The following is a 14200-nucleotide window of genomic DNA, read 5'->3' on the forward strand; positions in this document are numbered from 1 at the left end:
GAAAAAGCGACCGAAGTCATTGATATCTCGGGGTTTTCCCGATGGAATCAGGGCCACTTTCTTTTGAATTTGTAAATGCCTCGCGAATAAAATCATGCTGCATCACGGCAATTCGCGCTTATTTGCCGCAGCTGTTTTTGTGCGAAGTTTGCCGGGATCTCGTTATTCGCATCGACGAAAAAATCTTCTGCACCGGTTTAAACCGGATTGTCGATGTCGATGAAAAGATGCTCCACGCCGAACGCCTCCGCCACGTGATTGCCCACGGCCTGCACGCCGTAGCGTTCGGTCGCGTGATGGCCGGCCGAGAGAAACGCCACACCGCTTTCCGCCGACGTATGCGTGATCGGCTCGGAGATCTCGCCGGTGAGGAACACGTCGGCGCCCGCTTCGATCGCCGCGTCGAAATAGCCTTGCGCGGCGCCCGTGCACCACGCCACGCGGCGCAGTTCCCAGTCGGCGTCGCCTAGCACGAGCGGCGTGCGGCCGAGTGTCTGCTCGACCTGCGCGGCGAAGTGCGCGAGCGTGATGGGCATGGGCAGCGTGGTCATCCAGCCGAGATCCTGCTCGCCGAAGCGCTGGTCGCCGATCCAGCCGAGCTTCGCGCCCAATTGCGCGTTGTTGCCGAACTCGGGATGCGCGTCGAGCGGCAGGTGATACGCGAACAGATTCAGGTCGTTCGCGAGCAGCGTTCTGAGCCGGCGGTACTTGCGGCCCGTGATCTGCGGCGCCTCGTTCTTCCAGAAATAGCCGTGGTGAACGAGCACGGCGTCGGCGCCCCACTCGAGCGCGGCCTCGAGAAAGGCGAGCGAGGCGGTCACGCCGGTCGCGATCTTCTCCACGCGCCGCCGCCCTTCCACCTGCAGGCCGTTCGGGCAGTAGTCCTTGAACCGCGCGGATTCGAGAAGATTGTTCAGATACAATTCAAGTTCGATCCGATCCATATAAACCTCTAATCTCTTCAGATGCTTAGACGCTTTTGGCTGTTCTTTGCCCAGGCGGTAACGGTGCTGCTGGCGTTGATGTTCATCGTCGCCACGCTCAAACCGCAGTGGCTGCAACACCAGGGGCAGTTCGGCAAGCAGCTCGCCGAGCCGATCGTCGCGCTCAGGGAAGTCGCCCCCGGCATGGGTGGCAGCCCCGCACAAGGCTCCTATGCGGACGCCGCCCAGAAAGCGATGCCCGCGGTCGTCAACGTGTTCTCGAGCAAGGATGGGTCGCTGCCGCCCGATCCGCGCCAGAACGATCCGCTGTTCCGCTACTTCTTCGGCGACCGCAACAATAACAACAACAATCGCAAGCAGCAGGATCAACCCGCGGCGAACCTCGGGTCGGGCGTCATTGTCAGTCCGGACGGTTACATTCTAACGAACCAGCACGTGATCGACGGCGCGGACCAGATCGAAATCGCCCTGTCCGACGGTCGCACCACGAACGCGAAGGTGATCGGCATCGACCCGGAAACCGACCTCGCGGTGCTCAAGATCAACCTGCCTAACCTGCCCACCATCACGCTGGGCCGGATGGATCAGGCGCGCGTGGGCGACGTCGTGCTGGCCATCGGCAACCCGTTCGGCGTGGGCCAGACGGTCACCATGGGCATCATCAGCGCGCTCGGGCGCAACCATCTCGGCATCAATACGTTCGAGAACTTCATTCAGACCGACGCGCCGATCAATCCGGGCAACTCGGGCGGCGCGCTCGTGGACGTGAACGGCAACCTGCTCGGCATCAACACGGCCATCTATTCGCGCTCGGGCGGCTCGCTCGGCATCGGCTTCGCGATTCCGGTCTCCACGGCGCGCAGCGTGCTCGAAAGCATCATCACCACGGGCTCGGTCACGCGCGGCTGGATCGGCGTGGAACCGCAGGACGTGACGCCGGAAATCGCCGAATCGTTCGGTCTGAACCAGAAGTCGGGCGCGATCGTCGCGGGCGTGCTGCAAGGCGGTCCGGCGGACAAGGCGGGCATCAAGCCCGGCGACATCCTCACGACCGTCAACGGCGAGGCCATCACCGACACCACGCGCCTCCTCAACGTGATCGCGCAGATCAAGCCGGGCACCGAAGCGAAGATCCACGTGGTGCGCAAGAACAAGGACATGGACCTCGACGTGATGATCGGCAAGCGCCCGCCGCCGCCGAAGCATCCGGAGCAGGAAGACGGCGAAGGCGACGACGACGGCGGTTGAAGCACGCCAACGCGCCACGTCGGCGACGGCTTTTCAACGAGCGTCGACAAACAAAAGGCCGCGAACCTCAACGGGTTCGCGGCCTTTTATCGGCTCAGTATAGCGGCTCAGGACCGCGGCGCCAGTTCGGCGCGGGTTCGGCACAGGTTCAAGCGGCTCAACTCGCCGCGTGTTCCTCGTCGGCGATATTCTTCTCGCCCGTGCCGATAAAGATGCGCGCCGCGATGATGCCCGCTTCGTACAGCACGATGAGCGGCAGCGCGAGGATCAGTTGCGAGAACACGTCGGGCGGCGTGACCACGGCCGCAACCACGAACGCGCCGACGATCACGTAAGGCCGGATCGACTTGAGCTTCTTCACCGTGACCACGCCCATGCGCACCAGCAGCACCACGACGATCGGCACCTCGAACGTCACGCCGAACGCGATGAACATGGTGAGCACGAAGCTCAGGTAATTGTCGATATCGGTGGTCATCTCCGCGCCGAGCGGCGCGTTGTAGTGCGCCATCACGCGGAAAATGGTGGGGAACACCACGAAATACGCGAACGCCATGCCGCACAGGAACAGCGTGTAGCTGCTCGCCACCAGCGGCACGACCAGCTTCTTTTCATGCTGGTAGAGCCCCGGCGCGACGAACGCCCAGATCTGGTACAGCACGACCGGCAGCGCGATCACGAACGCCACGAGCATCGTCACTTTCATGGGCACGAAGAACGAGCCGGTCACGTCGGTGACGATCATCTTGCCGTCCTTCGGCAAGTTGTTCATGAGCGGCCGCGCCAGCAGCCGGAAGATGTCGGGCGCCCAGTACACGAGCCCCACGAACACGACGATCACGGCAATGCCCGCGCGAATGATGCGGTCCCGCAGTTCGACGAGATGGGAGATGAAGGTCTCTTCCGAGCCTTCCTGATTTTGCTGGGGGTCGCTCACACCGGCCCTCGATTGGAATTGGACGTGCGCTGATTGGGACCCATGCGAAAGCGTCGCACGGTGTCAGAAGAAGCGCGTGGGCCGGCGCAGGCTGGCCGGCGTATGCTGCGCGACGCGCGCCGCGCCCGACTGCACGCGCGTGCGGCGCACGGTGGCGCGCTTGTACCAGACGGGCGTGGCGGTCTGCTTGACGCGCCAGTTCTTGCGTTTGGACGACGACACCGCGCTGCCCGCGTCGCCGGAACGCCACGACGGGGTATCGAGAGAACTCCCGGCGGAACTCGCGGCGGCCGCTTCGAGGCTCGCCGCTTCCGGGCCCGCCAGCGCGCCGCCGGCAATGCTCGGCGACACCGAGGTGCCCGCGTTCCACGCGTCGTTCAGTTCGGTTTCGTGCTGGCGCAGGTTGTCGTGCACGTTCTTCTCGACGTTCTGCGCCGCGGACTCGAATTCGGTCCGCATGCGGCGCAGTTCGTCGAGCTCGATCTCGCGCGTGACTTCCGCCTTGACGTCGTTGATGTAGCGCTGCGCGCGCCCGAACAGCGCGCCGGCCGTGCGTGCGACGCGCGGCAACCGCTCCGGCCCGAGCACGACGAGCGCGACGACGCCGATCAGCGCCATCTTGGTGAGACCCAGATCGAGCATGAATCAGCCTTGAAGGGAAAAAACGACGGCCCGCGCTTAGCGGTAGTCGTTCGAGCGCGGGGTCTTGTCCTTCGCTTCGACGTCGACCGTGCCGTTGGGCGGCAATTCGCGCTTCTGCGCGTCGGCGGCCGGCGTTTCGCTCTCGCGCATGCCTTCCTTGAAACCCTTCACCGCGCCGCCCAGATCGCCGCCGATATTGCGCAGCTTCTTGGTGCCGAACACGAGGGCCACGATCAACAACACAATCAGCCAGTGCCAAATGCTCAACGAACCCATGATTGACTCTCTCCTTGAACCCCGCCGCCGCGCGCAATGCGTGACGGAAAAAATCTTGCCTGAAATGTATGGCGTGTACGTGGCATGCGACCCCGCATCCCACGCGTGCTGTTTACCGCTTCAGCCCATGCGTTCCCACGGCCGCGGCCCGGCCAGCAGATGCGCGTGCAGGTGATACACCTCCTGCCCGCCGCCGGGACCGGTGTTGATGACCGTGCGGTAGCCGGTTTCGCCGCCCGTGTACGACACACCCAGCTGTTTCGCGAGCTTCGAAACCAGTACGAGCATTCTACCAAGCAGCGGCGCGTCGCTTTCCTCGCTGTCGGCGAGCGTGGCGATATGCCGGCGCGGGATCACGAGCACGTGCGTTTCGGCCGCCGGCCGGATGTCGCGGAAGGCGACGAATTCGTCGTCTTCGTGGACCCGCGTGCTGGGAATCTCGCCGTCGGCGATCTTGCAGAAGAGACAGGTACTGCGATCGTGGCTCATGATGCTCCCGCGAGCGATTAAACGCCGTTCAAAACCAGCTGCGTGGATCGCGCAGCGGCTTGTTATCGTACAAATACAGCCAGCCTTTGATGATACGGTACAACGTCCAGATTGCGACAGCCCACAATATAGGGATGCCGATCAGCACGAAAATCAGCGCCGCGCCAATCAAATGCCCGGCCAGCCCGAGCCAGAAGGTGCGGATCTGCCACGTGAAGTGCGGCTCGTAGGGCGTGCCCGCCGCCTCGTCGCGCTTCAGGTAATTGAGGATGATGGCGACCAGCACCGAAACGCCGCCCGTGAGCCAGTACACCGCATACAGCCCGTAGAGCACGTGCGTGAAGGTGCGCAGGCTGCGCAGCCGTTCGGCGTCGATCGAATGGCGGTACACGGCAGGCGGATAGTCGCGTGGCTCGGACATGCTGGTCTCTCCGTCGTAATGCGGGACGCCGGAGGCGCCCCGTGCGTGAAGCTTCGCTCGGTTTCCGCTCGGTTTCCGCGCGATCTTCGCTCAGTCGCCGTTCGCTTCGCGCTCGCGGCTCTTGCGCAGCGCCTTTTCCTCGAGCCCCGAAAGCCCCTCGCGGCGCTCCAGTTCCGCCAGCACGTCGGCGGGACTCAGGTCGAAATGCGAGAGCGTGACGAGACAGTGGAACCACAGGTCGGCCATCTCGCCCACCAGCGCCTTTTTCTCGCCGCCCTGGCGCAGGTCCTTGGCCGCGAGCACGACTTCGGTGGCTTCTTCGCCGACCTTCTTGAGCACGGCGTCGTCGCCCTTGTGGAAGAGGCGCGCGACGTAGGAAGCGTCGGGATCGCCGCCCTTGCGGCTGTCGAGCACGGCCGCGAGTCGCAGCAGCGTGTCGTTCGAGTTCAGTTGCGTCATTTGTAGATGTGTTCGGGGTCTTTCAGCACGGGATCGACGGCGACCCAGCGGCCTTCGTCGACGGTGCCTTCGAATTGCTGGAAAAAGCACGAGTGGCGGCCCGTGTGGCACGCGATGCCCGACACCTGCTCGATCTTGAGCAGCACGACGTCTTCGTCGCAGTCGAGGCGAATCTCGCTCACGTGTTGCACGTGGCCGGACTCCTCGCCCTTGAACCACAGGCGCTGGCGCGAACGCGAGAAGTACACGGCGCGGCGCGTTTCGACCGTCCTGGCGAGCGCCTCGCGGTTCATCCACGCGAACATCAGCACGTCGCCGGTGGCGGCTTCCTGGGCGATCGCGGGCACGAGGCCGTTGGCGTCCCAGTTCACCTTGTCGAGCCAGTCGGCCTGGGGCGTGTCGCCCGTTACGGGATCTGCGTTGCTCATCGATTACATCCTCACCGAAATGCCCTGGCCGGCCATGAAGCGCTTCGCCTCGCCGACCGTGTGCTCGCCGTAGTGGAAAATGCTCGCGGCCAGCACGGCGTCCGCGTGACCCTTGACCACGCCGTCGGCGAGATCCTGCAGGCCGCCCACGCCGCCCGAGGCGATCACGGGGACCGGCACGGCGTCCGACACGGCGCGCGTGAGTTCGAGGTCGAAGCCGCTCTTGGTGCCGTCGCGGTCCATGCTCGTGAGCAGGATTTCGCCCGCGCCGAACTCGGCCATCTGGCGCGCCCACTCCACCGCGTCGATGCCCGTGGCCTTGCGTCCGCCATGCGTGAACACTTCCCAGCGCGCGGGTTCGCCCGGCGCCGAACTGCGTTTCGCGTCGATGGCGACCACGATGCACTGCGAGCCGTATTTGTCGGCGGAATCGCGCACGAGCTGCGGATTGGCCACCGCCGACGAGTTCATGCCGACCTTGTCCGCGCCCGCGTTGAGCAGGCGCCGCACGTCGGTGACGGCGCGCACGCCGCCGCCCACGGTGAGCGGAATGAAGACCTGCGCGGCCACCGCCTCGATGATCGGCAGGATCAGGTCGCGCTGGTCCGAGGTCGCGGTGATGTCGAGGAAGGTCAGCTCGTCGGCGCCCTGTTCGTCGTAGCGGCGCGCGATTTCGACGGGGTCGCCCGCGTCGCGCAGCTCGACGAAGTTGACGCCCTTGACGACGCGCCCGGCGGTCACGTCGAGACAGGGAATGATGCGTTTGGGTAGAGCCATGATCTTGCGATGCCTGGTGTGGCCGGTTGCGGGCCGTTGTGGCCTGAGTGCGGCCTTTATGTGACCTGAATTTGACCTGAGTCTGACCGAATCCGGCCTGAGTGTGGCCGGGATGGAACGTGTCGCGGGCGGTGGATTCGCGCGAACCCGAGCCGCGTGAACGACGACTTGCGCGGCCTCGCGCGCCGCCGCGTCCTGTCAGGCGCCATGCATTGTCGCGCGCTTCGCACACGCGCGCGCGACACGCCCGACCCGGCGCGCGCGGCATTCGCCAATTCGAACCGCCGCGCCAAAAACAAACGGCCTCCGAGACGGAGGCCGGTTTGCCGCGTTACGCGTCGTCGGATTCGCGCAGGCTGTCCGCGCGCGTTTGCGCCGAGGCGAAATCGAGGTCGCCCGAGTAGATCGCGCGGCCGCAAATCACGCCTTCGATGCCTTCGTCCTCGACTTCGCAGAGCGAGTCGATGTCGTTCATGTTCGACAGGCCGCCGCTCGCGATGATCGGAATCTTCACCGCGCGCGCGAGGCGCACCGTGGCTTCGATGTTGATGCCCTGGAGCATGCCGTCGCGGCCGATGTCGGTGTAGATGATCGATTCGACGCCGTAATCCTCGAACTTGCGCGCGAGATCCACGACTTCGTGGCCCGTGAGCTTGCTCCAGCCGTCGGTGGCGACCTTGCCGTCTTTGGCGTCGAGGCCCACGATGATATGGCCCCCGAATGCCGTGCACGCTTCCATGAGGAAGCCGGGATTCTTCACGGCGGCGGTGCCGATGATCACGTACGAGAGGCCGTCGTCGAGATAGCGCTCGATGGTGTCGAGGTCGCGAATGCCGCCGCCCAGTTGCACGGGGATTTCGTCGCCGACTTCGCGGATGATCTCGCGAATCGCGTCTTCGTTCTTCGGCTTGCCGGCGAACGCGCCGTTCAGATCGACGAGGTGCAGACGGCGCGCGCCGCGCTCGACCCAGTGTCGGGCCATCGCCGCCGGTTCCTCGGAGAAAATCGTCGCCTGGTCCATATCGCCTTGTTTGAGGCGCACGCAGTGACCGTCTTTGAGATCGATGGCCGGAATCAGCAGCATAGCTTCGGGTGTATCTGGGAGTGAGGTTGGGAAATGCCGGCGCGGGTGGAAAAAAGGCCCATCCGACGCCGTTTCGCTAGTTTAGTACAACTCTTTCGGCAGCCTTGCTGCCGCAAATCGAATGCCCGCGCGATCGTTGCGCAGGCACGCTTGCATGCCTCGCCGCGCGAATCAGGGGTTCCAGTGGACGAAGTTGCGATACACGCGCAAGCCCGCCGCGGCGCTCTTTTCCGGGTGGAATTGGGTGGCGAAGATGTTATCCCGCGCCACCGCCGAGGTAAAGGCCGCGCCGTACGGCGTCTCGCCGACGGTATGCGACGCGTCCGCCGGCACCACGTAATAGCTGTGCACGAAGTAGAAGTACGTGTCGTCGGGCACGCCGTCCCACAGCGCATGGGCGCGCGCCTGACGCACGCGGTTCCAGCCCATCTGCGGCACCTTGAAGCGCGAGCCGTCGTCCTGCAACTGGCCTTGCAGGTCGAAGCGCACGACCTTGCCGGGCAAGAGGCCGAGGCCCGGCGTGTCGCCTTCGGCGCTCCAGTCGAACAGCATCTGCTCGCCCACGCACACGCCCATCAGCGGCTTGGTGCGCGAGGCTTCCACCACGGCGTCCTGCAAGCCCGATTCGGCGAGGCTGCGCATGCAGTCGGGCATCGCGCCCTGCCCCGGCAGCACCACGCGGTCCGCCGCGCGAATCGCCTCGGGACGCTCGACGATGGCCACGTCCGCTTCCGGCGCGGCCTGTCTCAACGCCTGGGCCACCGAACGCAGGTTGCCCATCCCATAATCCACAATCGCAATTGAAGTTTTCATCTCGAATCCGGCCGCCGGCACCGGCTTATCGAAGCGACAAGCGCGCGGTGCTGGCCGTGGCCTCAGGCTATGCGGGCGTGCGCCCGCCTTCGTGTGCTCTCAAACCCGTCAATGTACGCGACTCGGCGCACGCGCGTGGCAAAGCGCGTGCAAAGCGTATTGCGCGCGCGACAACCGGCCGGCAACCGGCCGACAAACGGCCGGGCGTGCGCCGTACTGGCGACTCGCTTACAGGCTGCCCTTTGTCGACGGAATCTTGCCCGCCTGGCGCTCGTCGAATTCGGCGGCCTGGCGCAGCGCGCGGCCGAACGCCTTGAACACGGTTTCCATCTGATGGTGGGCGTTCAGGCCACGCAGGTTGTCGATATGGAGCGTGACGCCCGCATGGTTGACGAAGCCGCGGAAGAATTCGATCGACAGGTCGACGTCGAACGTGCCAATGCGCGCACGCGTGAACGGCACGTGGAATTCGAGGCCCGGACGGCCCGAGAAGTCCACCACCACGCGCGAGAGGGCTTCGTCGAGCGGCACGTAGGCGTGACCGTAGCGGCGAATGCCTTTTTTATCGCCGATGGCCTGGGCGACCGCCTGGCCGAGCGTGATGCCGACGTCTTCGACCGTATGGTGGTCGTCGATATGCGTGTCGCCATGCGCCTCGATTTCCAGGTCGATCAGACCGTGTCGTGCGATCTGGTCGAGCATGTGGTCGAGAAACGGCACGCCGGTCTTGAGCTTTTGCTCGCCGGTGCCGTCCAGATTGATTTTCACGCTGATTTGCGTTTCGCTGGTGTTGCGAACGACTTGCGCGACGCGCATGGCAATTTCCTTCAAACAACCCGTAACGGAGAGTGGGGAGAACGAAGCGTGCGGTTTTTTACTTCAGCACGAGCTTCAGGGCGGCGAGCAGTTGCGCGTTCTCGCTGGGCGTTCCAACGGTGAGGCGCACGCAATTCGCCAGCAATGGGTGCATTTTACCCACGTTTTTGATCAGGATCCGCGCGGACAAAAGCGTATCGAACACCGCGGCCGCATCCGGCACGCGCACGAGCAGGAAATTCCCCGCGCTGTCGAACACCTGCGCGCCCGGCAATTTCGCCACTTCGGCGGCGAGCGTCGTGCGTTCGGCGCGCAGTTGCGCGGCCTGCGCGTCGAGCACGTCGACGTGATCGAGCAGGAAATCGGCGGCGGCCTGGGTGAGCACGTTGATGTTGTAGGGCGGCCGCACCTTGTCGAATTCGTTGAGCCACGCCGCGCGTCCCGCGAGATAGCCGAGTCGAATGCCCGCGAGCCCGAGCTTCGACATGGTGCGCATCACGACCACGTTGTCGAACTCGCCCGCGCGCGGCATCCAGCTTTGCATCGCGAACGGCTGGTAGGCCTCGTCGATCACCACGAGGCTCTTCGCGGCAGCCGCGGCGGCGATCACGCGCTCGATGTCGGCGTCGGCGTAGAGCGTGCCGGTGGGATTGTTCGGATACGCGAGCCAGATCACGGCCGGCATGTGTTCGGCGATGGCGGCGAGCGTGGCGTCCAGGTCCAGCGCGAACCCGGCCGTGAGCGGCACGCCCACGAATTCGAGCTGCGCGAAGGTCGCCGACATCGCGTACATCACGAAGCCCGGCAGCGGCGCGAGGATCTTCGCGCCCGGCTTCGCGCACGCCGTCGTGATCATGCTGATGATCTCGTCGGAGCCGTTGCCGAGCAGCACGTCGCAGTCGGCGGGCACGTGCATCGTGGCCTTGAGTTTGGCGATGAGCGCCTCGGGGCGCGGCGCGGGATAGCGGTTCAGCGCGACCTGCGCGAGGCGCTCGCCGAGCTGCGTGGCGAGCGCGGGGGGCAGCGCATACGGATTTTCCATGGCGTCGAGCTTCACGAAACCGGAAGCGTCGGGCACGGGATAGCTCGTCATCGCGAGCACGTCGCGACGGATGATGTCTTGTGGTGTCGTCATGTTTCGAGGCGGCGCGCCTTGCGTCGCGCCAGCACGGGCGGCTCGGCGTGCCGGTCGCCCTGGGTTTTTGTCGTGGTCTCGCTCGTGCGCGCGAGGGGCTCGCGCCCCATTCGCTACGCTCTCCGAAGCATCGCGCGCATGGCTTTGCGTCGATGCGGCTTGCCGAAGCGTTGGGTGTTTCGTGCCCCGGCGATGGCGGTGATTCGCGTCACGTCGCGGGTTACGACGCGACTTGGCGCGTCGCGCCGCGCCGCGAATCACATCGACATCACTGCGGCTTCATGCGGTATTCGGCGCTGCGCGCGTGCGCCTGCAGCCCTTCGCCGTACGCGAGTTCGGCGGCGATCTCGCCGAGCGTTTGCGCGCCTTCCGCGCTCACCTCGATCAGGCTCGAACGCTTGATGAAATCATAGACGCCCAGCGGCGACGAGAAACGTGCGGTACGAGACGTAGGCAGCACGTGATTCGGCCCCGCGCAGTAGTCGCCGAGGCTTTCGCTCGTGTAGCGGCCGAGGAAGATCGCGCCCGCGTGGCGGATTTCCGCGCTCCACTTCTGCGGCTCGAGCGCCGAGATTTCGAGGTGTTCCGGCGCGATGTCGTTGGCGATCGCGCAGGCTTCGGCCATGTCGCGCACCTTCACGAGCGCGCCGCGATTCGTGAGCGACGTGGCGATCACGTCGCGGCGCGGCATGGTCGGCAGGAGTTCGTCGATGGCGGCTTCCACGCGCTTGATGAAGCCTTCGTCCGGGCACAACAGGATCGACTGCGCGAGTTCGTCGTGCTCGGCCTGCGAGAACAGGTCCATCGCAACCCAGCGCGGGTCCGTCGTGCCGTCGCAGATCACGAGAATTTCCGAGGGACCGGCGATCATGTCGATGCCCACGGTGCCGAACACGCGGCGCTTGGCCGAAGCGACATAGGCGTTGCCCGGCCCGCAGATCTTGTCGACGGGCGGAATCGTGGCCGTGCCGAACGCGAGCGCGGCCACGGCCTGCGCGCCGCCGATCGTGAACACGCGGTCCACGCCGCCGATCAGCGCCGCCGCCAGCACGAGCGGGTTCTTCACGCCGTCGGGCGTGGGCACGACCATGATGATTTCGCGCACGCCCGCGACGCGCGCGGGAATCGCGTTCATCAGCACGGACGACGGATACGCGGCCTTGCCGCCCGGCACGTAGAGCCCGACGCGGTCGAGCGGCGTGACCTTCTGGCCGAGCACGGTGCCGTCGGATTCGGTGTACTGCCAGCTATGCGAACCGCACTCGATACGCTGCTTCTCGTGATAGCCGCGCACGCGCGCCGCCGCCGCTTCGAGCGCCGCGCGCTGCTTCGGCTCCAGGCTTTCGAGCGCCGCTTCGAGTTCGGCGAACGGCAGTTCGAGCGCCGCGACGCTCGTGGCCGAGAGGCGGTCGAAGCGGTTCGTGTAGTCGAGCACGGCGGCGTCGCCGCGCGACTTCACATCGGCGAGAATCTGCGCGACCGAGCGCTCGATGGCCTCGTCCTCGCTCGCCTCGAAGGCGAGCACCGCGTGCAGCGCCTGCTTGAAGCCCGCGGCGCTGGAATCGAGTTTGCGCATCGTGATAGCCATGCTGGTATCCATCCGTTACGGTTGTGCGCGGCGCGTTTCGAGATGCGCGGCGCGCGGCTCGGCGCGAGATTACGCCTTGCCGCCGGTGCTGCTACTGCGTGTTTTGCTGCGTGTGCTGCGTAGCGTTACGCCGACTCGCCGCGCGACGCGCGTTCGAACGCGTCGATGAACGGCCGCAGCGCGGCGCGCTTCAACTTGAGCGCCGCCTGATTCACCACGAGGCGCGACGAGATCTGCATGATCTCCTCCACCTCGACCAGATTGTTCGCGCGCAACGTACCGCCCGAGCTGACCAGGTCGACGATGGCATCCGCGAGACCGACGAGCGGCGCGAGTTCCATCGAGCCGTACAGCTTGATGAGGTCGACGTGCACGCCCTTGGCCGCGAAATGCTGACGCGCGCTTTCGGTGTACTTGGTCGCGACGCGCAGGCGCGCGCCCTGGCGCACCGCGCTCGCGTAGTCGAAGCCCGCCTTCACGGCCACCGAAAGACGGCAGCGCGCGATGTCGAGATCGATCGGCTGATACAGGCCGCTGCCGCCGTGCTCGAGCAGCACGTCCTTGCCCGCCACGCCGAAGTCGGCCGCGCCGTATTCGACATAGGTGGGCACGTCGGTGGCGCGCACGATGATGACGCGCAGATTCGCGTCGGTGGTCGGCAGGATCAGCTTGCGCGAGGTCTCGGGATCTTCCGACACTTCCACGCCCGCCGCGGCGAGCAGCGGCAGCGTTTCTTCGAAGATGCGGCCTTTCGACAGCGCGAGCGTGAGCGGCGCGCTCACGGCCGCGGCCGGCGTGGGCTTCGACTCGACCGTGCTCATGCCGCGCTCCCCTTGATGCGCTTCACGTTCGCGCCGAGCTTCGTGAGCTTGGCTTCCATGCGGTCGTAGCCGCGATCGAGGTGATAGATGCGGTCGATCAGCGTTTCGCCGTCGGCGCACAGACCCGCGATCACGAGACTCGCCGAAGCGCGCAGATCGGTCGCCATCACCTTCGCGCCCGAGAGCTTCTCGACGCCCGCGACCAGCGCGGTCTTGCCGTCGATGGTGATGTGCGCGCCCAGGCGGTTCAGTTCCTGCACGTGCATGAAGCGGTTTTCGAAGATGGTTTCGACGACCTGCGCGGTGCCTTCGGCGATCGTGTTGAGCGCCATGAACTGCGCCTGCATGTCGGTCGGGAACGCCGGGTATTCCGAGGTGCGCACGTTCACGGCGCGTGCGCGCTCGCTCATGCGCACGCGCATCCAGGTGTCGCCCTCTTCGATCGACACGCCCGCTTCGCGGAGCTTGTCGGTGACGGCGTCGAGAATGTGCGGACGCACGTTGCGCAACGTGACGTCGCCGCCCGCGGCCGCGACCGCGCACAGGAACGTGCCCGCCTCGATGCGGTCGGGAATGACCGTGTGCTCGGCGCCGTGCAGCTTGTCCACGCCCTGGATCACGAGGCGGTCCGTGCCGATACCGTCGATCTTCGCGCCCATCGCCACGAGCAGGTTCGCGAGATCGCCCACTTCCGGCTCGCGCGCGGCGTTCTCGATCACCGTTTCGCCTTCGGCGAGCACGGCGGCCATCAGCAGGTTTTCCGTGCCGGTGACCGTGATCATGTCGGTGACGATGCGCGCGCCCTTCAGGCGCTTCGCGCGCGCCTCGATGAAGCCGTGCTCGATGTTGATCTCGGCGCCCATCGCCTGCAGACCCTTGATGTGCTGATCGACCGGACGCGCGCCGATCGCGCAGCCGCCCGGCAGCGACACGCGGGCCTCGCCGAAGCGCGCGACCAGCGGCCCGAGCACGAGAATCGACGCGCGCATCGTCTTCACGAGTTCGTAGGGCGCAACGAGGTTGTTCACGTTCGAGGCGTCGAGCCGCACGCGCGCGCCGTCCTGCTCGGTGCGCACGCCCATCTGGCCGAGCAGCTTGAGCGTGGTGCGCACGTCCTGGAGGTCGGGAACGTTGTCGAGTTGAACGGGTTCCGCGCTCAGGAGGCCGGCGCAGAGAATGGGCAACGCGGCATTTTTCGCGCCGGAAACGACCACTTCCCCTGCGAGCCTCTGCCCGCCGACGATGACGAGTTTATCCATGCCTGAGGTTTCCTGATCGGTGCAGCCGGCTTGCGGCGTTGCGCCATGTTGAGCGGCGCCGCT

General features: G+C 65.7%; 17 protein-coding genes. 1 reads left to right on the forward strand and 16 read right to left on the reverse strand.

Annotated features, from left to right (window positions below; genetic code table 11):
* Positions 1–197 precede the first annotated feature (197 nt).
* On the reverse strand, positions 198–944 hold the full coding sequence (locus FAZ98_RS12500; protein WP_158951505.1) for a Nif3-like dinuclear metal center hexameric protein: 747 nt from the start codon (positions 942–944) through the stop codon (positions 198–200).
* A gap of 21 nt (positions 945–965) precedes the next feature.
* On the opposite strand from FAZ98_RS12500, the gene FAZ98_RS12505 reads away from it, so the two are divergent.
* On the forward strand, positions 966–2192 hold the full coding sequence (locus FAZ98_RS12505) for a Do family serine endopeptidase (RefSeq protein ID WP_158951506.1): 1227 nt from the start codon (positions 966–968) through the stop codon (positions 2190–2192).
* Between the two features lie 157 nt (positions 2193–2349).
* Here the strand turns inward: FAZ98_RS12505 and tatC are convergent, their stop codons facing one another.
* The 15 genes from tatC to murA form a co-directional block, all read right to left on the reverse strand.
* Positions 2350–3129 (reverse strand): twin-arginine translocase subunit TatC, encoded by a 780-nt coding sequence (gene tatC, locus FAZ98_RS12510; RefSeq protein WP_158951507.1) that lies wholly within the window; start codon positions 3127–3129, stop codon positions 2350–2352.
* 63 nt (positions 3130–3192) lie between these two features.
* Entirely contained in the window at positions 3193–3771 is a 579-nt protein-coding gene (gene tatB, locus FAZ98_RS12515) for a Sec-independent protein translocase protein TatB (protein WP_158951508.1), read from the reverse strand.
* 36 nt (positions 3772–3807) lie between these two features.
* The gene (tatA, locus tag FAZ98_RS12520; protein ID WP_158951509.1) at positions 3808–4047 is read right to left on the reverse strand and encodes a Sec-independent protein translocase subunit TatA; all 240 of its coding nucleotides are present in this window, start codon (positions 4045–4047) and stop codon (positions 3808–3810) included.
* 120 nt (positions 4048–4167) lie between these two features.
* Complete coding sequence (locus FAZ98_RS12525) at positions 4168–4536, reverse strand: histidine triad nucleotide-binding protein (protein ID WP_158951510.1); 369 nt, start codon at positions 4534–4536, stop codon at positions 4168–4170.
* A 28-nt stretch (positions 4537–4564) separates the two neighbouring features.
* The gene (locus FAZ98_RS12530; protein ID WP_158951511.1) at positions 4565–4957 is read right to left on the reverse strand and encodes a DUF4870 family protein; all 393 of its coding nucleotides are present in this window, start codon (positions 4955–4957) and stop codon (positions 4565–4567) included.
* 90 nt (positions 4958–5047) lie between these two features.
* The gene (locus FAZ98_RS12535; protein ID WP_158951512.1) at positions 5048–5416 is read right to left on the reverse strand and encodes a phosphoribosyl-ATP diphosphatase; all 369 of its coding nucleotides are present in this window, start codon (positions 5414–5416) and stop codon (positions 5048–5050) included.
* Positions 5413–5844: a phosphoribosyl-AMP cyclohydrolase gene (gene hisI / locus FAZ98_RS12540; RefSeq protein WP_158951513.1), complete on the reverse strand. Its 432-nt coding sequence runs from the start codon at positions 5842–5844 to the stop codon at positions 5413–5415. The genes FAZ98_RS12535 and hisI overlap by 4 nt, the downstream gene beginning before the upstream one ends.
* A gap of 3 nt (positions 5845–5847) precedes the next feature.
* The gene (hisF, locus tag FAZ98_RS12545) at positions 5848–6621 is read right to left on the reverse strand and encodes an imidazole glycerol phosphate synthase subunit HisF (protein WP_158951514.1); all 774 of its coding nucleotides are present in this window, start codon (positions 6619–6621) and stop codon (positions 5848–5850) included.
* A gap of 331 nt (positions 6622–6952) precedes the next feature.
* On the reverse strand, positions 6953–7705 hold the full coding sequence (gene hisA, locus FAZ98_RS12550; protein WP_158951515.1) for a 1-(5-phosphoribosyl)-5-[(5-phosphoribosylamino)methylideneamino]imidazole-4-carboxamide isomerase: 753 nt from the start codon (positions 7703–7705) through the stop codon (positions 6953–6955).
* Between the two features lie 171 nt (positions 7706–7876).
* Positions 7877–8518, reverse strand: a complete 642-nt coding sequence (gene hisH / locus FAZ98_RS12555) for an imidazole glycerol phosphate synthase subunit HisH (RefSeq protein ID WP_158951516.1) — start codon at positions 8516–8518, stop codon at positions 7877–7879.
* Positions 8519–8746: 228 nt separating this feature from the next.
* Positions 8747–9334, reverse strand: coding sequence for an imidazoleglycerol-phosphate dehydratase HisB (gene hisB, locus FAZ98_RS12560; RefSeq protein WP_158951517.1), 588 nt, complete (start codon positions 9332–9334; stop codon positions 8747–8749).
* A gap of 58 nt (positions 9335–9392) precedes the next feature.
* On the reverse strand, positions 9393–10469 hold the full coding sequence (hisC, locus tag FAZ98_RS12565) for a histidinol-phosphate transaminase (RefSeq protein WP_158951518.1): 1077 nt from the start codon (positions 10467–10469) through the stop codon (positions 9393–9395).
* A 268-nt stretch (positions 10470–10737) separates the two neighbouring features.
* The gene (gene hisD, locus FAZ98_RS12570; protein WP_158951519.1) at positions 10738–12057 is read right to left on the reverse strand and encodes a histidinol dehydrogenase; all 1320 of its coding nucleotides are present in this window, start codon (positions 12055–12057) and stop codon (positions 10738–10740) included.
* Between the two features lie 125 nt (positions 12058–12182).
* Positions 12183–12878 (reverse strand): ATP phosphoribosyltransferase, encoded by a 696-nt coding sequence (hisG, locus tag FAZ98_RS12575; RefSeq protein WP_158951520.1) that lies wholly within the window; start codon positions 12876–12878, stop codon positions 12183–12185.
* A complete protein-coding gene (murA, locus tag FAZ98_RS12580; protein ID WP_158951521.1) occupies positions 12875–14137 on the reverse strand; it encodes a UDP-N-acetylglucosamine 1-carboxyvinyltransferase in 1263 nt (420 codons plus the stop codon). Before murA ends, hisG begins: the two co-directional genes overlap by 4 nt.
* Positions 14138–14200 lie beyond the last annotated feature (63 nt).

Origin of the sequence: Paraburkholderia acidisoli, assembly GCF_009789675.1 — a bacterium.
Classification (GTDB): Bacteria; Pseudomonadota; Gammaproteobacteria; order Burkholderiales; family Burkholderiaceae; genus Paraburkholderia; species Paraburkholderia acidisoli.